Consider the following 23355-nt stretch of genomic DNA (forward strand, 5'->3'; position numbering starts at 1 on the left):
CGTGGTCGCCGAACGCACATACCGTTTCGGGCCGCTGGAACGCGGCGGGATCCTGCTGGGCATGCGCTGGCCGCAGCTCGGGCTGATGGTCGGGGTGATGCTGTGCATCCTCGGAGCGTTGCGGTCCCCGGTCATACTGGCTCCCGGGTGGCTCGCGCTGGCGGGCGCCCTGGGGTTCATCGCGTTCGTCCGTGTCGACGACCGTAACCTCGATCAGTGGGTGCCGATCCTTGTCGGTTTCACGATGCAGAAGGTGATGGGCGAGACGGTGTTCCGCGGGGCGTTGTTCCGGACCGGCGACGACGCCGACCACCTCTCCAAGACCGCGCTGCCAGGGCCGCTGTCATCCCTGGTGATGCTGTCGGTGCCGGTTGGCAACAGCCGTTACGTGGCGATCGTGAAGGACGTCAAACGAGGGACGTTCACCGCCGTCCTGCAGGTGCAGGGCAGCCAGTTCGCGTTGCTCGAGTCCGGAGACCAGCAGGCCAGGGTGGATGCCTGGGGCGAGCTGCTGGCCGGGCTGACCATCGGCGGCGGCCGGCTGTCACGGATCCAGTGGCTGGAGCGCACCCTGCCGGACTCCGGTGACCAGCTGCAACGGCACTGGCGGGTGCGAGGGAACCATGACAGCTCCTGGGCGGCGCAGGCGTACCAGGAAGTCATCGACGCCGCCGGTCCGGTGGCACGGCGGCACGAGACCTTTCTGTCCTTCCAACTGCGGACCCGTGACGTGCGCCGGGCGATCCAACGCGCCGGCGGTGGTGATCACGCGGCCTGCACGGTGCTGCTCGGCGAGCTGCGGACCATGGAGGCCGCGCTGGCCAGAGCATCGATCAACACTGTCGGCTGGCTGCCGCCGCGAGCCCTGGCCGCGGTGATCCGCACCACCTACGATCCGTATTCGATCGAGATGATCGACGCTCGCGGCGGTGCCGCGTCCGACCGGGCGGGTGGGCTCGCGGGCCTGCCGTCGGGTATCGATCCGGCGATCGCGGGCCCGGTCCGCGCGGTCGCCGCCTGGGACCACTACCGGACCGACTCCGGGTTCCACACCACATACTGGATCAACGGTTGGCCGCGGGTCCCGTCCCCGGCGGCATTCCTCGCGCCGCTGCTCATGGAGACGACCTGCCGGCGAACTGTGTCCCTCGTCGTCGAGCCGATGCCTGGCCGCAAGGCCGAGAAGACGGTCAACCGCCGCCGGATGGCGCACCTCGGGGAGCAGCAGATGCGGGACAAGGTCGGCAAGGTAACGACTCAACGTGACATGGCCGAGGCGTCCGAGGTGGAGCGCCGCGAGCAGGAACTCATCGCCGGGTTCGGTGCGTTCCGCTTCCACGGGTTCGTGACCGTTTCCGCGGACGACTTGGACGGTCTGGCTGAGGCATGTGGCGAGGCCGAGACCCTGGCGTCGCGCAGCCGCCTGGAGATGGTCCGGCTGGTCGGCGAGCAGGACCAGGGGTTCAGCGTTGCCGCGCTGCCGCTGGCCGTGGGGGTGTCATGACGGTCGACCGATCGCAGGGAGCCAGAACGGACCGGGAGACGCGCCGCGAGCGGAGGGAGCCGCAACGGGGCGAACGTGAGGCGGCGCGGGCCGAGCGGGCCGCCGCCGGAGCCGAACGCGCGGCGATCCGGCGGGCACGGACGGCGCTGCGCCGGGGTGAGCAACCGCCGCGCCTGGTCGGACCGCACGCCGGCCGGATCTTCCACAAGCTACGGCTGCCGTCCCACATGGAGACGACCGCGCAGATCGCCGGCATCTACCCGTTCGTTGTGGACGCCGGTCTCAGCGCCCCGGGCATGTACATCGGGCGCCATGTCTGGTCGGGCGACTCCTTCGTCTTCGACGTGTTCGAGCTCTACCGCCAGCAGGTCATCGAGAACCCGAACTTCGCGGTGTTCGGTTCGGTCGGCTCGCGCAAGTCCTCCCTGCTCAAAACCTTGATCTCGCGGGGAGCCGCGTTCGGTTACCAGGCTGCGGTCCCCTGCGACCCCAAGGGCGAATACACCCGGCTGGCACGCCGGCTCGGCTGCGAGCCGACCTACATCGGCCCGGGGCTGTCCACCCGGCTCAACCCGTTGGACGCCCCGCCCCGGCCGGCCGGGATGACCGACGCCGACTGGGCGCGGGAGCTCAAGCGGGCACGTTCGGCACTGCTCTCCTCGCTGATCGAGACCGCGAAGGGCGTGCCGCTCACCCCGTCCGAGCACACCGCCGTGGATCTCGCCCTCGACGTCGTGACCCGGCAAATCACCGGTGCGTCCACCGAACGGCAGGCTGTTCCGCTGTTGCCGCACGTCCTGGACGCGATGACGAACCCGACCGACGCCGACTGCTCGGGCCTGCCGGTGACCGCCACCGAGCTGCGGGACTCCTCCCGGGATGCGACGTTGACGCTGCGCCGGCTCACCCACGGCGCACTCGGCGGGCTCTTCGACGGCCCGACCACATCCCCGCTGGACTTCGATCGGCCGATCGCCGTGCTCAACCTCGAGCGGGTCCAGGGTTCCGACGAGATGATCGCTCTGATCATGACATGCGCACAGGCATGGATGGAAGCGGCGCTGATGCGCCAAGACGGCGTTCAACGCTATGTCGTCTATGACGAGTGCTGGCGGCTGATGCGCTTCGCAGGCCTGGTCCGACGGCTGTCCGCGCAGCAGAAGCTCGCCCGCCAGTGGGGCTGTGCGAACGCGATCGTCGCGCACCGGATCTCGGACCTGCTCTCGGCATCCCCGGATTCGGTCGAGGTGGCCAAGGGCCTGCTCGCCGAAACAGCGATCCGCATCCTGTACAAGCAGGCGTCCGATCAGATCCCGGACACCCAGCGGGCGTTGGACCTCACCGACGTCGCCTCGGACATGCTGCCGAGGCTTGATCCAGGATTCGCACTGTGGCTGATCGGCAACCGTGCGTTCTACGTCGAGCACGTCGTCGGCGATCTGGAGATCCCGGTGGTCCTCAACGGCTCGAAGATGCACGGCGAGATCGACAACGTCAATCTCTTTCCCGAGGATGTCGACCCGGAGCTGCTGGCCGACTATGACCACCCGGACCTGGTCGACGATGACGACCAGGACGTCGACCCCGCATATACCGGTGACGGTCCGGAAGCAGACCAGCGTGCCCAGTACCTGGATGAGCACCAAGTCAGCGGCTACGGCCCGCCGCACCGGTACGGACCGGACGGGTTCACCGTCGACACCCCGTCTTCAGATGAGGACGGATTCACCCCAGGGGGCGTCATGGACACCTTCCCCTATGGGCCGCTTTCCCGGGAGATCTAGCCGGCCAAAGGCCGTGCGAACATGGTTCTCTTCGCACGGCCGGAGGCCCAAAAACCGGACACAAAGCCAAAGGCCGTGCGAACATGGTTCTCTTCGCACGGCCGGAGGCCCAAAAACCGGGCACAAGGCCAAAGGCCGTGCGACCAGATTCTTAACGCGGGGAGTTCTGCTCGCCGGGATCTGTTGACCAGGGTTGTTGCTGCTGTTGCCAGCCTGCCTGCGGGGTCTGCCAGCCGCCTGGGGGAAGCTGCTGCTGTTGCTGCGCGGGCGGGTATGCGTTCGGATCCTGCCAGCCGCCCTGCGGCGGGTACCCGGCCGGTGGGTATCCACCCGGCGGGATGTACCCGGCCTGATTGACGTTCACCTGTACCGGAGTGCCGCTATTGCTCACTGCGAGGGCGATGGCGACAACCCATCCCACGAGGGTCCAGCCGAGGAAAAGATTGATCACAAGTACGGACGCGACCTGCCGCTTGCGTACCACAGCGATAATTGTCGGAATGAAATAAAACGCGGTACTACCAATGATCAGGAGCAGTATCGCGATTCCAGCGACGGCGCCGGAACCACCGTCAGCAGCAGCGACGTCCATGGTTTCCCCTGTGTTCATGATCGTAAAAGTTAACCCGTATGTTTTGGGTCACTGTAGCAGCGTTCGGTCAAAAAAGCACCGATACTCGTGCACACACAGACACAGACACCGCTACCCGCCATCGGGCTCCCACGGTTTCGCCAGGATGATCATTTCGGGTTGATCGACGGCATCTCCCGCCGCCAGACTCGGCGGAACAACCTGCGCGTCGATGGTCGGTGGCACCCTTTGTTGCTGCGGCGCCGGCGGTACGGCCTGGCGAGGGGTGGATGCGACCCTCGGTAGGAGAATGATGCCGGGGTTGCAGTCACCAAGGGCGGCTCGACGATCACCCAGTGATGAGTCGACCAGAACGAACGCGGTCGGTGGGAGCCGCTGGATCTGTGTGGGCTCGACGCTGAACTCGTAGACCCGCTGCATGACTGCACCGTCCTGGCGGGAATCGGTGGTCGACAGACTTTCAGTATTCTGCCAGAACTCCGACAGTGCGACCGTGACCGACCGGTTCCAGCTGCTCGGCCGTCCACCCTTCCCTCGTGAACCACTTCTGCCCTCGGTTTCGGAGACGGTGACACTCCCTCCCTCGCTGGTTGAGGTCCCAGTGGTGAGGCTGCTGCCGACCTGCCGAGTCACCTGCGAGATGACGAACGTGTGCCCGCGGCCGACGAACTCTGCGGCGGTCTCGGCTTCCTTCGCGTTTCCGAGCTGCATGATGAGCGTAGCGCTGTCGCCGGCACCGATGAGGCGCTCGGTGCCGTCCGCGAGATGTTCGAAAAGGTTGACGAGGCGAATACCGGCATTGGCCGCATGTCTGGCCATGTTTTCCAGCGCCGGCAGTCCCATCCGGTCCCCGCCCGCGACTACCAGGAGGTCCCCGGAGGCATCGCCACGATGGCGCCGGAGCTGATGCAGGACTACGTGGAACAACACCCGGTCGGCGAGTTCCTTACGAACGGTAGAAGTATCACTACTCGAAGTGGCAATGACCCGGAGCCCGTGCACCGGCCACCACGGCTGCGGTGTGGCGACCGCCGCCGTCTCCTCCCGGCCGGCGAGCCGCTCCAGACACGCCCGCAGGTAGTGGATTTCATTCTGAATCCGCTCGCCTCCGCCCAGCGCGTCCATCCGGCTGGCGATGGCGGCCTCTTCTTCGGGTGACAGGACATCGCTACCGTCCGCGTGGTCGCGACCCTGCAGCACTCGCAGGCCCGCGGCGAGACGGGTGAACGTCAGCGGCCGTTCCAGCCGGGTGGCGACGGTCGCGAGAATCTCAGCGTCAAGCACCCGAAGTGTCGGATCATCACCACCCCGGCGGGCAGTGTCAACGGCATCCGCGAGGAGCTCCGCGACATCCTCTTGATCGATATCATGCAGAAGCCCAAGCCTGCCGATATCGCCAGGAAGATCGACCCCGGTAACCGGACAATCGGCTACGGCGGCGAGCTGGGCGATCCCGCCTCCGATCCCACGCTCGCTGAAGTCGAGCAGGAGGATGCCGCCGCCGGCCGACAGAACCGAGGCCCCGACGGTCGCCAGCAGACTCGCCCATCCGTCCCGGGTGCCACCGAAGACGTCGATCCGGCTCGCGGTCGGCCGAGGCGCGAGCGGGTGGAACAGCGGCGCCGCCTCCCGCCGGGCGTGATCGGCCGCCTCATGGCTTTCCACCGCCGCCCGCCAACCGGCGGTAGCCGACTGGTACCTTTCCCACTCGGCATCACGATGAGCCTGCCAACCGGCCCTTTCCCGGGCGATTTTCTGCTTGAGGCGGACGATCTGGAAAACAAGAAATCCGATCCACGCACCGGCGACTGTAACATAAAAAATGTTGTCTGTATCTGGGTTTCGAACGAAAAAATACCACAAACTCCACAATAGGAGAAAACCAGGAATAATAAGGTTCTTAGGAAGTTTACGCATGCGGTTCGCGAGATCGTCTTCATAACTTCTGGTATCCGGCGGCGATGGCTCATTCCAGACCGGCGGCCGGTCATGGAGAGGATGCAGATTCACGCCGGGGTCGACGTACTCCCAACCCCACCGTTCCTCCGGGACGAACAGTCGTCGGGCGAGTTCAGAACCGGGCATCTGGCTTCACGGGTTACGGCCCCACCCTTCGATGACTACGATCGCGACATCCATATTGACCTTGTTCTGTCAAGGTCATGATGGTAGTCAAGGTACCACCCAAAAGATCATCTATAGGCTGGTGGGCGGGTCGCGACGGCGGCTGCGACGGCTGCGGTCACGCCGAGCAGGATGCAGCACACGCCCGCGGCCGTGACCGGCACATGGCGGCTCAAGGTGGCCGCCGAGAGCCAGGCGCCGAGGCCGAAGACGGCCCCGAGGGCAGCCGCCGCGACCATCGCGGACCGCGGGTGGTCACCGCTGCGCAGCAGTCGACGGGTCGATTCCAGGTAGGCGAGCGCGAACAGTGCTGCCAGCACCCCGCCTGCACCCATGGCGCTCGCCAGGGGTGTCTGCTGCGGCTCGATCGTCACATCCTGGACGCTCGTCCCTCCGTTCGGCCGGTTGAGCGTCACCTGCCCGCGGACGGCCCCTCCCGCCAGCCAGCGGGTGAGCGGTGGAGCGGTGACCGGCACCTGCCAGAGCTTCCCGGCCGATACCAAGACCGGCTCGCCGGTGGCGGTGCCCAGCGGGATGCCGGCCACCGACAGTTTCAGGCTCACCCTCAGCGTTCCGGACTCCACCGCCGTGCCGCGGATGTCCACCGGCTCGGCCAGGTCGATCCGCGCGGCCGCCGGCGGCGTCGTTCCGGCAACCGTGACGCCGGCGGCGGCGGGATCCGTGCCGACCGCTGGCCGCGACGACGGCCACAGCACCGCGACCAGGACAACCAGCGCGGCCGCTACCCCGGCGACCCCGGCCAGCCGGCGAGGGGGAAGCCCGGCCGGGTCCGCGTGATGACCCCGTTCACGGGCGGGTCCACGTCCACGTCCGGGTCCGGGTCCTGTGCCCCGACCTGCCAGTTCGGGTACGGGCACGAGGGACGCGTAGTCCAGGTCGCCGATACCCGGTGACGGCTGCTCGTCCAGCCGACTCGGAATGATCGTTACCAGTCGTGTGGACAGCGCGGACTCGTCGCGCCGCACCGACCCGGAAGCCGACGACGACACCAGGGCCGCCCGAACCGCCGGGGAGATGTCACGCACCGGCAGACCTGTCCGTTCCAGCCAGCCGGGGCCGAAAGCCCTGGACGCGGCCGCGACGCCTTCGGCCAGGCGTTCGGCCGTGGCCGGTCTGCGGTCGGGGTCACGGGCCAATCCGCCAAGGAGCAGCCGCGCCAGCGCGTCCGGTACCCCGGCCCCCGGCGGTGGCGGATCGGCGGCCGCCTGTCTGCCCCGGAACTGCTGGAACCCACCGTCGGTGGGGTAGGGCAGCCTGCCGGCGAGCAGGTGGTACAGCATCGCCGCAGCCGAGTAGACGTCCGTGCGCACATCCAGATGATCACCACGAGCCTGCTCCGGCGACATGTACCCGGGCGTACCGGCAATCACGAACCGGCCGTCCCGAGAGGCCAGCGTGGTCTCCCCGCCGATCACCCGGGCCAGCCCGAAATCAGTCACCTTCACCACGCCACGGCCGTCGAACATGGCGTTGCCAGGTTTTATGTCACGGTGCAGCAGTCCGTGGTCGTGAGCGGCCTGGACCGCGGAGAGAACAGCCAGCATAGCCGCGCAGGACTGTTCCATGGTGAGGCCGGTGCGGCGGAAACGTTGCGAGAGTGTCCCACCGGAAAGATACTCCAGCACGAGGGCACAGACCTGTTCCGGTACGCCCAGCTCGCCGGCGGCTACTTCTTCGTCGGCGTATTCGTGCACCGTGACGATATGGGGGTGGTTCAGTCGGGCCAGTGCGCGTCCTTCTTCGCCGAACCGGAAGCGCATCTGGGGATCAACCGCTATCCGGTTCGGTAGATGCTTGACGGCGACATCCCGGTCGAGACGCGGATCCCGCGCCGCATACACGACGCCGAATCCACCACGACCGAGTTCAGCCCCGAATGTGTACCGCGGCAGAGCGGCTACCAATGCCTGCGGAGGCAGCGCGAGATCGGCGGTCACGAAGGCTCACCATAATGCACACCCGGCTCGTGATCCCAGACTCGATCGGTAGTCCGGGAACGATCGTCAGGGAACCACTGGTCCGGGTCGGCCGGCCCGGTCGGGGATGCCGGTGAGGTCGGCGATTCCGGGAAGATCGGGAAGCGAGCCGGCGAGGGAGTGAGATAGCCCAGCAGGAACCCGATTCCAGCGGCGCCCGCGATGAAACTCAGGTCGGACGAGGCCGACGGCGGGGTGATCCGCAGCGCCGACAGGCTCACGACCGCCACGAAGCCGATCCCGCATCCCGCCGGAGCGAACCGCACGGCCCGCCGCCAGCGGTCCCGCGGGAGGCGATGGCGTGCGAGCGCGAGCAGCGCCGTGGCCCACAGGAAGATCGTCGCCAACAGCAGGCCCAGTCCGAACATGCCGTAGGTCGAAACCAGGGAACCGTGGACGTCTGCGATACCGCTGGCCGAAGCCACGACTGCGCGCGTCGTGTCCCGCAGGGCGACCTCCATCGACAACAGCCCGATTGCCTGTCCGCGCAGCTCAGCCATGTCGACGTCGACTTCCCAGGTAACCGAGGCGCCCGCGGGAACATCCATCTTGACGGCGGTGTCGAAGACGAAGAAAGTGAGCCCCAGCGTCGACCCGCTTACCCGGATTGACCGTATCTGTGCCAACTCATTCCGATTGTTACGAACTGCGACGACGACATGGGTGGGTTGGCCGGGGTCGAGCACGATTCGCCGCCCGGAAACCGATACGTTGTTGACGGCGGCATCCAGCACGACAGCCCCGGCACCGGCTGCGCTGTTGGCCGCACCGCGGGTATCCACCGCACGGGCTGGGCCCGTTAACGGAACTACTACGAATACCGCCGCGATCATCAGGACGGCGAACGGTACCGCAACACGCCGCGTCATCTTCACGACAATGGCCACGGTCGCCCCCTGGTAATCCACTGTTTGTAGTGCCGCTGATGTTACTGTCACATCTCACGAACGAGACGGCAGTCTGACGCACTGTCCGGTGCGCGACAGACCGTCACTCTTTTCGCGGGGCGGGGGCGCCATGCGATTTTCGGCGATAGCCACTGAGCGACGTCTTCGACACGGCAGGATGGCACTCGCCTTCGTCCTTCCCGGTCTGCTCCTGCTGGGCATCCTGGGGACGCAGGCCGGGGACGCGACGACACCGGTCCGCACGTCCGCTGTTGCGGCGACGATGTACGGTGCGCTCGGCTCCACGTTCGGCAATGTTGTGATTACTCCAAGAGCTGATACCCCGGAAAGCACTCCCAGTCCCTGTCCGACCTGGACGTCAGACGGCTGCCTGTGCCCGGACGGTTCCGTGGTCCCGGGTGGACAGGATTGCCCTCCGCAACCATGTCCCGAAGGACAAACCCGGGACGCCAAGGGCACGTGCCAGCCGACAGCCGTCACCTGCTGGGACGAATCAACCGCACCCACCCAGGAACAGTGCCCACCCAAACCGGTCACCTGCTCGGACGGATCAACTGCCCCGGCAAAGGACCAGTGCCCGCCACAGCCGTGCCCCAGCGGACAGACCCGGGACGCGAACGGCACCTGCCACCCGATAATCGTCACCTGCTCGGACGGATCAACCGCCCCGGCAAAGGACCAGTGCCCGCCACAGCCGTGCCCCAGCGGACAGACCCGGGACGCGAACGGCACCTGCCACCCGATAATCGTCACCTGCTCGGACGGATCAACCGCACCATCCACCAACAAATGCCCCCCGCAACGGGTGACCTGTGCCGACCGTACTACGGTGTCCGCCGGGCAGCCGTGTCCGACGCCGACGCCCGGTGCCACCTGCCCGGGCGGAGCCCTGCCGGACAGCGCGGGCCGCTGTCCGCAACTGTCGGTGCCCTGCCCTGGCGGCCTGCTCGTGCCCGCCGGACAGCGCTGCCCACAGCCGCCGACGCCCTGCCCGACGAAGTCGGTACGAACCGCGTCGGGCAGGTGCACACCGACCACTCCGGGATCGACGCCCACGCCTACCCCACGCAGCCCGATACCCGGCGAGCTGCTGCTGGACCATCCGATTCTCTCCGCCGGGGACACGCTGATCGCCACCGGCGCGGGATGCGGGTCGGGCGCACCGGTTGTCATCACGTCGGACGATAACAAGATCATCGGACAGACGACGGCGGACAGCCGTGGTCGTTTTTCCACGGTCGTACAGTTCGCGACCTACCGGGCCGGGCACCGCACGATCACCGCGAGTTGCGGGGCGGTTCTGCGGTCCGGCGTGGACATGGTGCTGACCAGCTCGAACGGGGGTACGTCCAACACGTTCGTGCTGCTGCTTTTCTTCCTGCTGGCAGGTTCCCTGGTCATCCGCCGCCAGATCGGTGACGGCAGTCGGTTGCCGATGGCGCGAAAGCACGAAAGACGGGAACGACGGCGCGGGTAAGGGATGGCGGTGGCCGTGTACCACCGCTACCCACGCCGCCGCTCCCGCATCAGCCCCGACACCGGAAGGCCGCATTGAGGGCCGACCACGGCGCGATCATGGTTCTTCCGCGCCGCCGGAGGCCCACGTCCCCAGGGCACTCATGGGGACCGGGCACCATCGGTGTCGGTTCACCCGGCGGCCGGGACACCGTCAGCCGGCCGCCGGGGAGCTGGGAACATAGCTCAAGGTGTTCAAATGGTTTCAGCCGCCGTTCAGGCCCCTGCGGTAAGCCAGGCGCGTGTCACGGACCGGCGTGACAGCTGCCCCAGCGACTGCTCCGGCAGGCTGAGATCGTCGGAATCAGCCCGCTCGTCACAGAGCACCGACGTGTTCTGGATCCTTCCCCAGATGATACTCCGACATTCGTCGGTTCCCACGACGAGCGACGTCCTGGTATGCGGGTCGAACACTTCGACGTGTCCGTCGAAGCCGGGAGCGAGAATCCTGTAATGACTCCACAGATGTGCCGTGTAGGTGTCGGCGAACTTTCCCAGAAGTTCTCCGTCGGCGTCCAGCACAAGTATTCTCTTACCCATTTCCACACCCTTCGACCGCGCTTCACAAATAGGGGGTGACTGGCCTGAACCAAAGCCTACGGCGCGCCCGCTATCCCGTCTATTCCCAATTTCTCTTCATTGCCGTGAATGATATTTCGGCGACATCGGAAGGAATTCTCACGGCACTGGAAAGGCGACCGTTTCAGCTGTGCTTCAGCGGTTGCACCCAGCACCCGCGAACGCATTGACGCCGCAACTGTCCACGTGGGATGTGGTCCGGCAGCGGTATCCCGGCTCAGGCCCAACACGCCGCCGTGGGTATACCGTCCCCGCCGGGAACAGGGCCATGGCCCGCTCAACATCCAAAAGTCTGTCCGGTCGCCGACGATATCAGGGGATCATCGGTCCGCTGGGCAGCCACGCGGCGCACGGCTTTGCGGTGACCGACACCCCGTCCAAGAAAGATCCAGAAGAGATTCCACGAGCGACATCAGCGCCGCACGTCAACGCCGCAGCAGACCCCGCAACCGGGACATGGTCGGCCAGGTCGGTTCCGGGCCGTTCACCGGATAGGCCGGAAACACCCGCTCGACGGCGTCCACCAGCACGGCGACGTCCAGCGGCCGCAGCAGGACACCAGCCGTGAGAATGTAATCAGCGACCCCCGTCGCCGGCAGCAACACCACATCGTCGAGCACCGCGAGCCCGTGCGGCGGCGCGGCGCGCGCAAACGCGATCACCGGCGCCACGGAGACCTGCAAACCCGCCGGCAGCTCGGCGGCCAGCTGATCGGTGATTTCTTCACCCATCCAGGCGACCAGTTCGAGCCTGGGATGCAACGGCACCTTGCCCGCCCAGAGCCCGGCCCGGTTCTGCCGCAGTGGCCCGCGATGCGCGTCCGTCTCGACCACCCACGCACCGGACGGTCCGATGACCAGATGGTCGATGTTGCTTGCGGAACCGGGAAGAGCACGATCGTGCAGGACGGTGTACCCGGCACGGGCGAGGCGCTCGAGCGCGCGTGCGGCATGCCGTTCGGCTTCGGCGTCCTCCCGCCACGACTCGATTTCCGGTGGAGATCGAAAGAAGCGGCTTGCCGCGACAACGAGCACGACGATGACAGAACCGAAGGCCAGCTGCAGTATCAGCGATGTGGACAGGCTCAACAGAACGCCGAACACGCTGACCCCGGTCGCGGCTACGCCGGCGACGACGCCGGTGACCACGGTCGCTCGGGTTACCCTGTCCTTACGTTCGACCACGTAGAGCTGCTGGCAGCGCCGATACTCCGCCATCGCCGACCGACCTGGCCACTGTCCCTGTGACACCCGATGTTGCTGCGACACCCGAGCCATCATCACCTTCCGGCCGACCACTCTCCGGCTGACCAGGTCGCGGCCGAACCGGCCCGCATGGCGCACAATCCCTCACCTCCGCCGTGGACAGGCCGGCCACCCGCCGGGCGGCCACCGCGATAGCGAGTCGGCGACGCGGCGACCACCATCCCATACAAATCACACCGGCCGACCCACGTCCCGGATATCTCCACCGGGCTCCCACGCGAACCGCGACTCCGATACAGACCGTTGCTAGAAGGCCGACCATGTGTCACACGGGCCAGGACATACGGCGCAGGAAACACCAGGGACCCAAAACTTCGGGCCGCCGCTGCCACATCGGGGTACGACGTAACGGCACCCCACGATCCGCACGGCACCTGCACCCCACGATCCCGCACCGACCCGCACCGACCCGCGGCCAGCGACGCTGGCCGGTCCGGACCTGGAGGGTTCATGACACGGACACGGACACAGTCAGGTAAGCCGAAAGACGACCACTGTGGCACCGATGACGAGATCCGGTCAGCAGCAGACGTCCATCGCTACGCACACCTGACCTGCCTGACGGAGCAACCGCGGGGAACCGTCGGCGTCGAGACCGAGTGGTTCGTCGTCGACACGGAATCGGTGTCCCGCCCGGTGGCCCCCACCCGGACGATGGCGGCCCTCACCGGTGTCGTTTCCGGCAGCCCACCCGATCTGCGCGACGGCCCGTCCGCCGGGGCGACCGGCAGCCCACCCGATCTGCGCGACGGCCCGTCCGCCGGGGCGACCGGCAGCCCAGGGCATGCGACCCTGCCAGGCGGAACCCGGATCACCTTCGAACCCGGTGGCCAGCTTGAGCTGTCGGCACCGCCGCTGCCGCTTTCGGATGCGCTGGCGCGGACGGCCGCCGACCTCGCCGGGGTCCGTTCCATGCTCGCGGATGCCGGCCTCGCGCTTGTCGGGATGGGCACGGACCCGCTGCGACCACCGCGCCGCCATCTCACCGCGTCCCGCTACGAAGCCATGGAGCGTTACTTCCGGGCCGGTGGCGGGTCAGCGGGGGTGACGATGATGTGCTCGACCGCATCCATCCAAGTCAACCTGAATGCGGGTACCACGGCACAGTGGGCCGGACGCTTCGAGTTGGCCCATGCCCTGGGCCCCGCTCTCGTGGCGATGTTCGCGGCCTCCCCGGTGCTGGCAGGGACTGCCACCGGCTTTTGTTCGACCCGGCAGGCGGTGTGGGCGGAGATCGATCCGACCCGGACCCGGCCGGTGGCGACCGCTGGCCGGTCCGACCCGGCAACCGCATGGGCGGACTATCTGCTGGCCGCGAGGATCATGCTGGTTCGGGATCCGCATGGCGGGTTCCGCCAACCCCCGACCACGATGACGTTCGGCGACTGGGTGGCGGGCGAGGGTCCGCTGCCGCGGCCACCGACCACCACGGACCTGAGTTACCACGCGACCACCGTGTTTCCACCGGTGCGCCCGCGTGGCTGGTTGGAGCTGCGCTACCTCGACGCGGTCCCGGCCGGGAACTGGCCGATGGTGGTCGCGGTGACCACCGCGCTGCTCGACGACCCACGTGCCGCTGACATCGCGGCCGATGCGTGCGTGCCCGTCGCCGACGAGTGGGTCACCGCGGCCCTCGTGGGGCTGAGCGACACCGCCCTGCACCAGGCCGCCAGGGTGTGCGCGGGCGCGGCCCGAGACGCTCTGGGCCGGATGGACGCTGACGCCTCCCTGCTCGCGGCCGTCGACGCGTATTTCGACAGCTATGTCGAGCCGGGCCGCTGCCCCGCCGATGATCTCACCGACCGGCTGGCCGACGTCGGGCCGGAGGGCCTCCTGCGTGCCGAGATCGACGCGGTCGGCGGGGACGGCGGGGACGGCGGAGGTGGCGCGAGGGGCCGATATCGGAGCGTGACAGCACAGGTGTCCGCTCCCGACAGCGCCGGTGTGGTCGCGCTGTGACGGCGAGCGACGGCGCGCAACCGGGCGACATCGGCCGGGCGCTCGCGGACAGCCGGGCGCGGAGTCTGGCCTACACCGACCTTGACGACGCCGACCTGCGGCGACAGCATTCACCGCTGATGTCGCCGCTGGTCTGGGACCTCGCCCACGTCGGTAACTACGAGGAGCTGTGGCTGCTGCGAGCGGCCGCGGGCAGGGCGCCGCTGCGGCCGGACATCGACCAGCTCTACGACGCGTTCCGCCATCCCCGGGCGGACCGGCCCGCCCTACCCCTGCTCAGCCCGGCGCAGACCCGCTCCTACCTGGCCGAGGTCCGCGGCCATGTCCTGGACGCCCTGGAGCGGCTCACCCCGGACGCACTGCACACGCCGCCGCGGCCACCGGCCGGATCGCCGACCGGGCCAACCGGGCCGACCGGGCTGCTGGCGGACGGCTTCGTCTACGGACTGGTGCTCCAGCACGAGCACCAGCACGACGAGACGATGCTGGCCACCCACCAGCTCCGGTCGGGTCCCGCAGTCATCGGCGACACCGGTGAGGCCCGTGTCCCACCGGCCGGGCGGCGGCAACCCGCGACAGAGGTGCTGGTGCCGGCCGGTGAGTTCACGATGGGCACCGATGGCGACACACCAGGCCACGCCTGGGCCTACGACAACGAGCGACCCGCGCACCGCGTGTACGTCCCGGCGTTCTTCATCGACACGTTGCCGGTGTCCAACGCGGCGCAGGTGGCCTTCATCGAGGCCGGTGGCTATGACGACGAACGCCTGTGGTCGCCGTCGGGCTGGGCGTGGCGATGCGAGGCCGGCCTGCGGGCACCGCAGTTCTGGCGCCGCGAGGCGGGAAGCTGGGTACGGCGCCGTTTCGGCCGCGACGAACCTGTCCCGATGGACGAGCCCGTGCAGCATGTCTGCTGGTACGAGGCACAGGCGCACGCCCGCTGGGCCCGGCGGCGGCTGCCCACAGAGGCCGAGTGGGAGAAGGCGTGCGCGCACGATCCCGTCACCGGGCGTTCGCGACGTTTTCCCTGGGGGGACAGCGACCCGACGCCGGAGCGGGCCAACCTTGACCATGTCACGTCCCGTCCGGGCTCACGTGGGGCGTACCCAGCCGGAGCCAGTGCGTACGGCGTCGAACAGATGATCGGTGACGTGTGGGAGTGGACAGCCAGCGACTTCTCGGGTTATCCGGGTTTTCGTGCATTCCCGTACCGCGAGTACAGCGAGGTGTTCTTTGCGGGCACCTCCCCGAACGTCTACAAGGTGCTGCGCGGCGGGTCCTGGGCCACGCACCACAGCGCCGTCCGATCGACCTTCCGCAACTGGGACCATCCGATCCGCCGTCAGATCTTTGCCGGCTTCCGGCTCGCGCGCGACGCCGAGATGGGAGGCTGAGGCTGGTGTGTCGTCATATGGCCTGGCTCGGGACGCCGCGGACGCTGTCCGCACTCCTGCATGATCCGCCGCACAGTCTGCTGCGCCAAGCGTGGATGCCACGACGGATGCTGCACGGCCGGATCAACGCGGACGGCTTCGGCGTCGGCTGGTACGTCCCCGCGCTGCGGACCGAGCCGGCGCGCTACCGGCGGGCGGTCCCGATCTGGACGGATGCCTCGTTCGCCTCACTCGCCGGCGCGGTCCAGTCCGGTTGCGTGCTGGGAGCAGTGCGCAACGCCACTGTCGGCATGCCGATCGAGGAGACGGCGACCGCGCCCTACGCGTACGGCCGGTATCTGCTCAGCCACAACGGACGGGTGGACGTCGACGTGGTGATGCGCATGCTCGATTGCCACCGGGGCGCCCCGGTTCCCGACTCGCGCTGCGACTCGGCTCTGTTGGCCGCCGTGGTCTGGCAGCGGTTGAGCGCAGGCGCGAGCCTCGCCGACGCCGTGGCGGACGTGGTCGTCGCCGCGGGTCGGACCGACGGTGCGGCCCGACTGAACCTGCTGGCAACCGACGGCAGCCGGATCGTCGCCACGACCTGGGGTGAAACCCTCTCATACCGGGTATCCACCGATGGTGACGCCATCGGAGTGCACGTAGCCAGTGAGCCCAGCGATGAGTCGGACGGATGGATTGACCTTGATGATCATAAATTGCTGACCGCCGACACACGTGATGTAACCATTAGTAGTTTGATCTAGAATTCGGTTACTCTCGGTCGCATAAGCGCTCCCGGAGGTTGCAGCCATGACAGCGTCCAGTACCGATCTCACCGATGTGGGCTCCGCGATCGATGACGATTCCCGGGTCGGTCCCGGCACCGGTATGGGGACCGACCCGCGGATCGTCGTCGATCGGCACCTGAGCGCAGCCGACCGCGCCGCGGCACTCGCGACCGACGTCAGGGCGGGGCTCACGGCGGATCCGAAGGAACTGCCACCCAAGTGGTTCTACGACGCCACGGGAAGCATGCTCTTCGACGCCATCACCCGATTGCCCGAGTACTACCCGACCCGGACCGAACGGGCCATCCTGACCAGCTGCGTCCATGAGATCGCCGCGATGTCACAGGCGGACACCCTCATCGAGCTCGGCTCCGGAACGTCGGCGAAAACCCGCCTGCTGCTCGACGCGCTGCGCAACAGCGGCCACCTGCGCAGGTTCGTGCCCTTCGACGTGGACGAGACCGTGCTCTCCCGGGCGGCCACCGCCATCCGCAGCGAGTACCCCGGGGTGACCATCCACGCGCTCGTGGGTGATTTCGAGTGCCACCTCGACCTGCTGCCCGGTGCCGACCGGCTGCCCGGTGCCAGCCGTCGCCTGGTCGCCTTTCTCGGCGGGACGATCGGCAACCTCGCCCCGGCCCGACGGCACGAGTTCCTGACCAGCCTGCGCGCCCAGCTCCACGAGGGCGACGCGCTGCTTCTCGGCACCGACCTGGTCAAGGATCCCGACCGGCTGGTCGCCGCCTATGACGACAGCGCCGGTGTCACGGCGGCGTTCAACCGCAATGTCCTGTCGGTCATCAACCACGAGCTCGGCGCGGACTTCGACCCGCGTGGGTTCGCGCATGTGGCCTGTTGGGATGCGGAGAACTCCTGGATCGAGATGCGGCTGCGGTCCGTGCGCGGCCAGCAGGTCCGGATCAGCGCGCTCGACCTGTCGGTGTCCTTCGCCGCGGACGAGCAGATGCGTACCGAGATCAGCGCCAAGTTCACCAGGGACGGGCTCACCGCCGAGTTCGCGGCCGCGGGTCTGGCCATGGTCCGCTGGTGGACCGACCCGGGCGACGACTTCGCACTCTCGCTCTGCGTCCCGGCCTGACCGGTGCAAGGGCGCGCGGTCATAGCTCTATCTGCGCGCCCTGCACCCGCCGGCCCCGGTTCCCTATGGAGCGACCAGCGAGACGTCGCGAACCGCGCCGGTCGATGCGGAGGTCGCCATCGCCGCGTAGGCCCGCAGCGCGGCCGACACCGGACGCACTCGGTCCGCCGGCCGAAAGCCGCCGGACGCGGCCAGTGCGGCTTCGCGCGCGGCCAGCTCCGCCGCGTCCACCATCAGGTCCAGCCGGCGGGACGGAATGTCGATCTCGATGATGTCGCCGTCCCGAACCAACGCGATCGCACCGCCGTGCGCGGCCTCGGGTGACACGTGCCCGATGGACAACCCCGCGGACCCGCCGGAGAACCGCCCATCGGTGACCAGCGCACACGCAGGCCCGAGCCCACGCGCCTTCAGGAACGTGGTCGGGTACAGCATCTCCTGCATGCCCGGACCGCCCCGCGGGCCCTCGTAGCGGATGACCAGCACATCACCCGGGTGGACCCGCCCGGACAGGATCGCGTCCACCGCGTCGTCCTGGCTTTCCAGTACCAGCGCGGGGCCGCGGAAGGTCAGCCGCCCGGCCTCCACGCCGGCGGTCTTGAGCACGGCGCCGTCCGGGGCGAGCGTTCCGCGCAGCACCGCGAGGCCACCGTCCGCCGAGTAGGCGTGCGCGACGTCGCGGATGCAACCCGATGCCGCATCGGTGTCCAGTGACTCCCACCGGTTGACCGAGGAGAAGGGCTCGATCGTGCGCACTCCGCCCGGTGCCGCGTGGAAGAGTTCCACCGCTTGTCCAGCCGCGTCCGGCCGGCGGACATCCCAGTGGGAGAGGAACTCCGCAAGGCTTGCCGAGTGGACGGTGTGGACGCCGCGGTGCAGCAGTCCGGCCCGGTCAAGCTCCCCGAGGATGGCCGGAATGCCGCCGGCCCGGTGGACGTCCTCCATGTGGTAGTCCGAGCTCGGCGCCACCTTGCACAGGCACGGCACCGTCCGGGAGATCTCGTCGATGTCGTCGAGGGTGATGTCGACGCCGGCCTCGACCGCGGCGGCCAGCAGATGCAGGACGGTGTTGGTCGAACCACCCATGGCCACGTCCACGGCGAAGGCGTTGGCGAACGCCGCCCGGGTCGCGATCGACCGCGGCAGCACCGCGTCGTCGTCCTTGTCGTACCAGCGCTTCGCGAGGTCCACAACGGTCCGTCCGGCCTGGACGAACAGGTCGCGACGAGCGGCGGAGGTGGCGAGAGTGGACCCGTTGCCGGGCAGCGCGAGCCCGAGCGCCTCGGTCAGGCAGTTCATCGAGTTGGCGGTGAACATGCCCGAGCACGACCCGCAGGTCGGGCAGGCCGAGCGTTCCACCGCGTCCAGTTCGGCGTCGTCGACCGCGGTGTCCACCGATGCCGCGATTGCGGAGATGAGGTCCAGACCGGACCGGACGACGCCACCGGACACGACAGCCTGACCGGACTCCATCGCGCCGCCGGACACGAACACGGTCGGGATGTTCAGCCGCAAGGCCGCCAGCAGCATCCCTGGCGTGATCTTGTCGCAGTTCGAGATGCAGACGAGCGCATCGGCACAGTGGGCGTTGACCATGTACTCGACACTGTCCGCGATGATCTCCCGGGACGGCAGCGAGTAGAGCATTCCGCCGTGGCCCATCGCGATGCCGTCGTCCACCGCGATCGTGTGGAACTCCCGCCCCACTCCGCCGGCCTCCGCGATCGCGTCCGACACGATGCGGCCGAGGTCACGCAGGTGCACATGGCCGGGGACGAACTCGGTGAAGCTGTTCGCGATGGCCACGATCGGCTTGCCGAAGTCGCTGTCCGTCATGCCGGTGGCACGCCATAGGGCTCGCGCGCCGGCCATGTTACGACCGTGGGTGGTAGTACGGGAACGCAAAGCAGGCATCGGGCAGTCCTCATGGCGATCGATCGACGCGGACGTGGACCGCGCCTGGGTCGGGCACGCTCACAGAGACCTGCCCGTTCACGCCCAGCGTAACGCCCGCCCAAACAGTGTCCGCGCACCAGGACCGGCCGTCAGGACCGGCCACCAACACCGGCCACCAGCACCGGCCGCTGGGACCGACCGTCGCGGGTGTCCCTACCGGCCACCGCGGCGGCGCAACCACTCCCGCCGGACCAGCCACACGACAGCGAAGGAGATGACAGTGCCCAGCAGCGGAACCACCTCATGGCTGCGGGCGCCGGTCACGAAGTGGACCTGGCCGTCGGGCTCCACGGTTTTGGTACTCGTCTGCGTCCCCAGCACGAGGAGGAACAGACTCAGGACGGCGATGACCGCATATCCGGTACAGAACAGGGTGTAGACGCCGACGCGGCGGCGGGGCACGGCCCCGCGGGACAGGATGGTGGGGACCATCCACCCCAGGAACCCGAAGAAGGTCGCGAACAGCGGCGCGAAGAAGAAATAGTTGACGAAGGTGCTCACGGCAGGTCGGTCACGTGCTCCACGGTGGGCGGCTGGGCGAAGAAGGTGCCCAGCGCCGCGCGCCAGCGGACGAAGCGGTCGGACTCCCGGAAGTTCACCAGGTGCGCGTCGAGGTTCTCCCACTCGACCAGCAGGACGAACCTCGACGGTGACTCCACCCCGCGGGTCATCCGCACCGATCGGAAACCAGGGCAGGTGGTGACCTCACCGACGACCGAGCGGTAGGCGTCGACGAACCCCTGCTCCTGGCCGGGTGTGATGTCGAAGCGCGCGATCTCCAGCACGGGCAGGCCGCGCGAGCCGTCAGCGGGAGCGGGGCCAGGGGCCGGGGCGGTCATGGGCACAAGTCTGGCACGTCCGGTCGACAGCCCACGTTCGGTCGACAGCCGCCGACACCTACACCGGACGCTGTATGGGGGTACCATACAGCCATGGCTCCGAACCGTTCGTTTCGTACGGTTGATGACGCGGCGGCCATCGCGGCGGCCATGATAAGTAACAAATACCCACTACTGAGCGTCTGGCGGCACGCTGTGCTCCAGCTGCTCGACGATTACACCAGCGTTCTGCGGCACAGCGGAACTGAAGCCGCCGCAGCCATATGGGCGGCACCTCCCCGCCCCAGCGGCGATCAGCGGGTGGACGGCGCGTTGGCCGCTCTGGCCGAGCATCTTGCTCGGCGTGATGCCTGGCGGCCACCCGGGTGGGTCCATGATCCCCGGCGCGAGGCCGAACCGTGGTGGTTCGTCACAGCGTTGCGGGGAATGCAGCCTCGTGCGCTCGTCGAGTCGCCGTTGTCCTTCCGGAAACGGGGAGTGTTCATCACGGACGGAGCGCTTGATCGGGCATGAGCGTCGGACTGGGCCGCGACGAAATCATCACCCTGCTGGACGAACTGAATGACGAGCTTCGCCGCCGTGACGTCCATGCCGACGTCTTCCTGGTCGGAGGCGCAGCACTCGCGCTCGCCTACGACGTGGGCCGGTCAACCCGGGACCTCGACGCCGTCTTCGTCCCGACAAACGTTGTCCGCCAGGCCGCAGAGGCCGTCGCCCAGCGGCGGGACCTGGCGAAGGACTGGCTGAACGACGCGGTGAAGGGCTTCCTGCCAGGACCCGACCCGGACGTCAGGCGGTACTACGACGGCGGCGCTCTTACGGTCGATGTCGCATCACCACGTTACCTGCTTGCCATGAAACTCCTCGCGTCCCGAGTCGAGACCGATGCCGACGACATCGCATTCCTCTACCGGCAGGTGGGCTTCACCACCGTCGACCAAGGGCTCGACCTGCTGGAGAACATGTACCGGGGACGGCCGGTGGACCAGAAGGTCCAGTACCTCCTCACCGAGATCGTCGAAACACTCGCCGACGAACGCTCGACCGGTCAGGAATCGCAATCCCACATCGCCGCCGCGTTGGCCACGGCTCGGCAGCACGCGACAGACACCGAAGCGGCGCGCCAGCGGATGCTTACAAGTGCCCGCGCCCGCCGTGCGGCCATTCTGGATGCGCACCGTGCCGGCATGTCCATCCGACAGATCGCCGCAGAGCTTGGCTGCAGCCCAGCCGTCGTTCAGGATGCGGTCCGCACCGCGCGGGTCGAGGCGAGCGATCGGACCTCCGGGACTGCCACTCCATAGTCAGAGCGCCCGGCAATAGGGGTATCGATCAAGAAATAGGGCTGGATCGCCCGGGAGCCTTGACCTGGGTCAGCTGGCCATGTCGACGAAACGAGAGTAGTGGCCCTGGAAGGCGACGGTGACGGTGCCGGTCGGGCCGTTACGGTGTTTGGCGACGATCAGGTCGGCCTCGCCGGCACGAGCTGACTCCTTCTCCACCGCATCCTCCCGGTACAGCAGGATCACCGCGTCCGCATCCTGCTCGAGCGATCCTGATTCGCGAAGGTCGGAGATCTGTGGGCGCTTGTCCGCACGCTGTTCCGAGGCACGGTTCAGCTGGGAGATCGCCACCACCGGGACATCCAGCTCCTTGGCGAGCAGTTTCAGTGAACGCGATATCTCGCTGACCTCCTGCTGGCGGCTTTCCGTCCGTTTCGGCGACGACATGAGCTGCAGGTAATCGAGAACAATCATCCGGAGGTCGTTGCGCTGTTTGAGCCGCCGGGCCTTCGCCCGAATCTCCATCATGGTCAGGTGCGGGCTGTCGTCGATGAACAGGGGAGCGTCCGCGACCTCGCCCATCCGGCGGGCAAGACGGGCCCAGTCGTCGTCGGTGAGCCGCCCGGTGCGGATGCTCTGCAGGGACACCCGGGCCTCCGCCGACAACAGCCGCATGGTGATCTCCATTCGGCTCATCTCCAGCGAGAAGATCACCGATGTCATCCCGTTACGGATGGACGCAGCCCGAGCAAGATCCAAACCGAGCGTGCTTTTGCCGACGGCGGGCCTGGCCGCAATGATCCACAACTGGCCGCCGTGCAGCCCGTTGGTCAGCTCGTCCAGATCATTGAAGCCGGTGGGGACCCCGGTCAGTGACCCGTTGTGCCCCTGGATGGCTTCGATCTCCTCCAGGGCGGGGTTGAGCAACTCGCCGAGCGGGGCGTAGTCCTCACTCGAGCGACGGTCGGTGACCTCGTAGACGGCCGCCTGGGCACGGTCGACGACCTCGTCCACGTCCTGCGCGGGGCCGAAGGCGAGCTGGACGATGCGGGTACCGGCCTCCGCCAGGCGGCGCAGGACGGCCTTCTCCGCCACGATGCGGGCGTAGTAGCCGGCGTTCGCCGCCGTCGGCACGCTTGAGATGAGGGTGTGCAGGTACGCCGGCCCGCCCACCCGCTCGAGCAGCTCCCGTCTGCCGAGCTCAGCGGCGACACTGATGACGTCAGCCGGTTCCCCACGGCCGTACAGGTCGCCGATGACGCCGTAGACAGTGCCGTGCGCGGGACGGTAGAAGTCGACCGCGGCGAGTACCTCCACCACGTCGGCGATCGCGTCCTTCGACAGCAGCATGCCGCCCAGCGCACTCTGCTCAGCCGCAAGATCATGTGGCGGGGTGCGGTCGAACTCGACCGGCCCGCCTGAACCACCCCGGGCGCGGTCAATGTCGGTCAGTGTCATGACCACCCCCTGTAGCGCCGCTTGTGGCAACCGCTTGTCGTGACCGCTTGTCGTGACCGCAGTTTCGACACACACCCGACTATCGAACATATGTTCGACCATCAGGTCGACGTTGTCAATGTCCGACCGAGCACCCCCACCCGGGCGGCCGTCCCCTCCCGATCAGCCGTCCCCTACCAACGGCGCCGACTGTACGGCGAGGTGACCTGAAGTCTCAAAAAGTTATCCACAGATACTGTGGATAACTGCTGTGGATAAGACCGAACGCCCTGGGGACAGCATCAGGACAAGTCTCTCGAAGCTGTGGATAGCCGATCGGAAGATGC

At 67.8% G+C, this 23355-nt stretch carries 19 protein-coding genes; 9 read left to right on the forward strand and 10 right to left on the reverse strand.

Annotated features, from left to right (window positions below; translation table 11 throughout):
* The first annotated feature begins 1 nt into the window (after position 1).
* Both U9978_RS13075 and U9978_RS13080 read left to right on the forward strand, forming a co-directional pair.
* Positions 2–1504, forward strand: a complete 1503-nt coding sequence (locus tag U9978_RS13075) for an SCO6880 family protein (RefSeq protein ID WP_322761374.1) — start codon at positions 2–4, stop codon at positions 1502–1504.
* Complete coding sequence (locus U9978_RS13080) at positions 1387–3288, forward strand: conjugal transfer protein TraC (protein WP_416210952.1); 1902 nt, start codon at positions 1387–1389, stop codon at positions 3286–3288. Before U9978_RS13075 ends, U9978_RS13080 begins: the two co-directional genes overlap by 118 nt.
* A 151-nt stretch (positions 3289–3439) precedes the next feature.
* On the opposite strand, the gene U9978_RS13085 is transcribed toward U9978_RS13080, so the two are convergent.
* From U9978_RS13085 to U9978_RS13100, 4 genes are all read right to left on the reverse strand, one after another.
* The gene (locus tag U9978_RS13085) at positions 3440–3898 is read right to left on the reverse strand and encodes a superinfection immunity protein (RefSeq protein ID WP_322761376.1); all 459 of its coding nucleotides are present in this window, start codon (positions 3896–3898) and stop codon (positions 3440–3442) included.
* Positions 3899–3991: 93 nt separating this feature from the next.
* A complete protein-coding gene (locus U9978_RS13090) occupies positions 3992–5965 on the reverse strand; it encodes a hypothetical protein (RefSeq protein ID WP_322761377.1) in 1974 nt (657 codons plus the stop codon).
* A 107-nt stretch (positions 5966–6072) separates the two neighbouring features.
* Positions 6073–7962 carry a serine/threonine-protein kinase gene (locus U9978_RS13095; protein ID WP_322761378.1) on the reverse strand — a complete coding sequence of 630 codons (1890 nt, stop codon included), beginning with the start codon at positions 7960–7962 and terminating at the stop codon, positions 6073–6075.
* Positions 7959–8870, reverse strand: a complete 912-nt coding sequence (locus tag U9978_RS13100; RefSeq protein ID WP_322761379.1) for a hypothetical protein — start codon at positions 8868–8870, stop codon at positions 7959–7961. Before U9978_RS13100 ends, U9978_RS13095 begins: the two co-directional genes overlap by 4 nt.
* An 868-nt stretch (positions 8871–9738) precedes the next feature.
* Between U9978_RS13100 and U9978_RS13105 the strand changes: the two genes are divergently transcribed.
* The gene (locus U9978_RS13105; RefSeq protein WP_322761380.1) at positions 9739–10386 is read left to right on the forward strand and encodes a hypothetical protein; all 648 of its coding nucleotides are present in this window, start codon (positions 9739–9741) and stop codon (positions 10384–10386) included.
* A gap of 254 nt (positions 10387–10640) precedes the next feature.
* Here U9978_RS13105 and U9978_RS13110 read toward each other — a convergent pair whose 3' ends face one another.
* Positions 10641–10964 carry a hypothetical protein gene (locus tag U9978_RS13110; protein ID WP_322761381.1) on the reverse strand — a complete coding sequence of 108 codons (324 nt, stop codon included), beginning with the start codon at positions 10962–10964 and terminating at the stop codon, positions 10641–10643.
* 464 nt (positions 10965–11428) lie between these two features.
* On the reverse strand, positions 11429–12220 hold the full coding sequence (locus U9978_RS13115) for a nuclease-related domain-containing protein (RefSeq protein ID WP_322761382.1): 792 nt from the start codon (positions 12218–12220) through the stop codon (positions 11429–11431).
* 498 nt (positions 12221–12718) lie between these two features.
* Here U9978_RS13115 and egtA point away from each other — a divergent pair, with 498 nt between their 5' ends.
* From egtA to egtD, 4 genes are read left to right on the forward strand one after another with little or no spacing between them, the layout of a single operon-like run.
* On the forward strand, positions 12719–14227 hold the full coding sequence (gene egtA, locus U9978_RS13120; protein WP_322761383.1) for an ergothioneine biosynthesis glutamate--cysteine ligase EgtA: 1509 nt from the start codon (positions 12719–12721) through the stop codon (positions 14225–14227).
* Positions 14224–15621 (forward strand): ergothioneine biosynthesis protein EgtB, encoded by a 1398-nt coding sequence (gene egtB / locus U9978_RS13125; RefSeq protein WP_322761384.1) that lies wholly within the window; start codon positions 14224–14226, stop codon positions 15619–15621. The genes egtA and egtB overlap by 4 nt, the downstream gene beginning before the upstream one ends.
* 5 nt (positions 15622–15626) lie before the next feature.
* Complete coding sequence (egtC, locus tag U9978_RS13130) at positions 15627–16370, forward strand: ergothioneine biosynthesis protein EgtC (RefSeq protein WP_322761385.1); 744 nt, start codon at positions 15627–15629, stop codon at positions 16368–16370.
* A gap of 46 nt (positions 16371–16416) precedes the next feature.
* Positions 16417–17493 carry an L-histidine N(alpha)-methyltransferase gene (egtD, locus tag U9978_RS13135; protein WP_416210953.1) on the forward strand — a complete coding sequence of 359 codons (1077 nt, stop codon included), beginning with the start codon at positions 16417–16419 and terminating at the stop codon, positions 17491–17493.
* A 63-nt stretch (positions 17494–17556) separates the two neighbouring features.
* Here the strand turns inward: egtD and ilvD are convergent, their stop codons facing one another.
* From ilvD to U9978_RS13150, 3 genes are all read right to left on the reverse strand, one after another.
* The gene (gene ilvD / locus U9978_RS13140) at positions 17557–19407 is read right to left on the reverse strand and encodes a dihydroxy-acid dehydratase (RefSeq protein ID WP_322761386.1); all 1851 of its coding nucleotides are present in this window, start codon (positions 19405–19407) and stop codon (positions 17557–17559) included.
* A gap of 195 nt (positions 19408–19602) precedes the next feature.
* Complete coding sequence (locus tag U9978_RS13145; protein WP_322761387.1) at positions 19603–19950, reverse strand: hypothetical protein; 348 nt, start codon at positions 19948–19950, stop codon at positions 19603–19605.
* Entirely contained in the window at positions 19947–20288 is a 342-nt protein-coding gene (locus tag U9978_RS13150; RefSeq protein ID WP_322761410.1) for an antibiotic biosynthesis monooxygenase, read from the reverse strand. The genes U9978_RS13145 and U9978_RS13150 overlap by 4 nt, the downstream gene beginning before the upstream one ends.
* A gap of 93 nt (positions 20289–20381) precedes the next feature.
* Between U9978_RS13150 and U9978_RS13155 the strand changes: the two genes are divergently transcribed.
* On the forward strand, positions 20382–20801 hold the full coding sequence (locus tag U9978_RS13155) for a hypothetical protein (RefSeq protein ID WP_322761388.1): 420 nt from the start codon (positions 20382–20384) through the stop codon (positions 20799–20801).
* On the forward strand, positions 20798–21592 hold the full coding sequence (locus U9978_RS13160; protein ID WP_322761389.1) for a helix-turn-helix domain-containing protein: 795 nt from the start codon (positions 20798–20800) through the stop codon (positions 21590–21592). The genes U9978_RS13155 and U9978_RS13160 overlap by 4 nt, the downstream gene beginning before the upstream one ends.
* Positions 21593–21661: 69 nt before the next feature.
* On the opposite strand, the gene dnaB is transcribed toward U9978_RS13160, so the two are convergent.
* Positions 21662–23029, reverse strand: coding sequence for a replicative DNA helicase (dnaB, locus tag U9978_RS13165; protein ID WP_322761390.1), 1368 nt, complete (start codon positions 23027–23029; stop codon positions 21662–21664).
* Between the last annotated feature and the right edge of the window lie 326 nt (positions 23030–23355).

Origin of the sequence: Protofrankia sp. Cr2 (assembly GCF_963555885.1) — a bacterium.
GTDB lineage: Bacteria > Actinomycetota > Actinomycetes > Frankiales > Frankiaceae > Protofrankia.

Bases quoted from the DNA above. Each gene is read 5' to 3' on its own strand.
- U9978_RS13100 (WP_322761379.1), bottom strand. From the start codon at position 8,870: ATGACGCGGCGTGTTGCGGTACCGTTCGCCGTCCTGATGATCGCGGCG.
- U9978_RS13110 (WP_322761381.1), bottom strand. From the start codon at position 10,964: ATGGGTAAGAGAATACTTGTGCTGGACGCCGACGGAGAACTTCTGGGA.
- egtA (WP_322761383.1), top strand. From the start codon at position 12,719: ATGACACGGACACGGACACAGTCAGGTAAGCCGAAAGACGACCACTGT.
- ilvD (WP_322761386.1), bottom strand. From the start codon at position 19,407: ATGCCTGCTTTGCGTTCCCGTACTACCACCCACGGTCGTAACATGGCC.
- U9978_RS13150 (WP_322761410.1), bottom strand. From the start codon at position 20,288: ATGACCGCCCCGGCCCCTGGCCCCGCTCCCGCTGACGGCTCGCGCGGC.
- U9978_RS13080 (WP_416210952.1), top strand. From the start codon at position 1,387: ATGTGGCGAGGCCGAGACCCTGGCGTCGCGCAGCCGCCTGGAGATGGT.
- U9978_RS13155 (WP_322761388.1), top strand. From the start codon at position 20,382: ATGGCTCCGAACCGTTCGTTTCGTACGGTTGATGACGCGGCGGCCATC.
- U9978_RS13090 (WP_322761377.1), bottom strand. From the start codon at position 5,965: ATGCCCGGTTCTGAACTCGCCCGACGACTGTTCGTCCCGGAGGAACGG.
- dnaB (WP_322761390.1), bottom strand. From the start codon at position 23,029: ATGACACTGACCGACATTGACCGCGCCCGGGGTGGTTCAGGCGGGCCG.
- egtD (WP_416210953.1), top strand. From the start codon at position 16,417: ATGACAGCGTCCAGTACCGATCTCACCGATGTGGGCTCCGCGATCGAT.
- U9978_RS13160 (WP_322761389.1), top strand. From the start codon at position 20,798: ATGAGCGTCGGACTGGGCCGCGACGAAATCATCACCCTGCTGGACGAA.
- U9978_RS13115 (WP_322761382.1), bottom strand. From the start codon at position 12,220: ATGGCGGAGTATCGGCGCTGCCAGCAGCTCTACGTGGTCGAACGTAAG.
- U9978_RS13085 (WP_322761376.1), bottom strand. From the start codon at position 3,898: ATGAACACAGGGGAAACCATGGACGTCGCTGCTGCTGACGGTGGTTCC.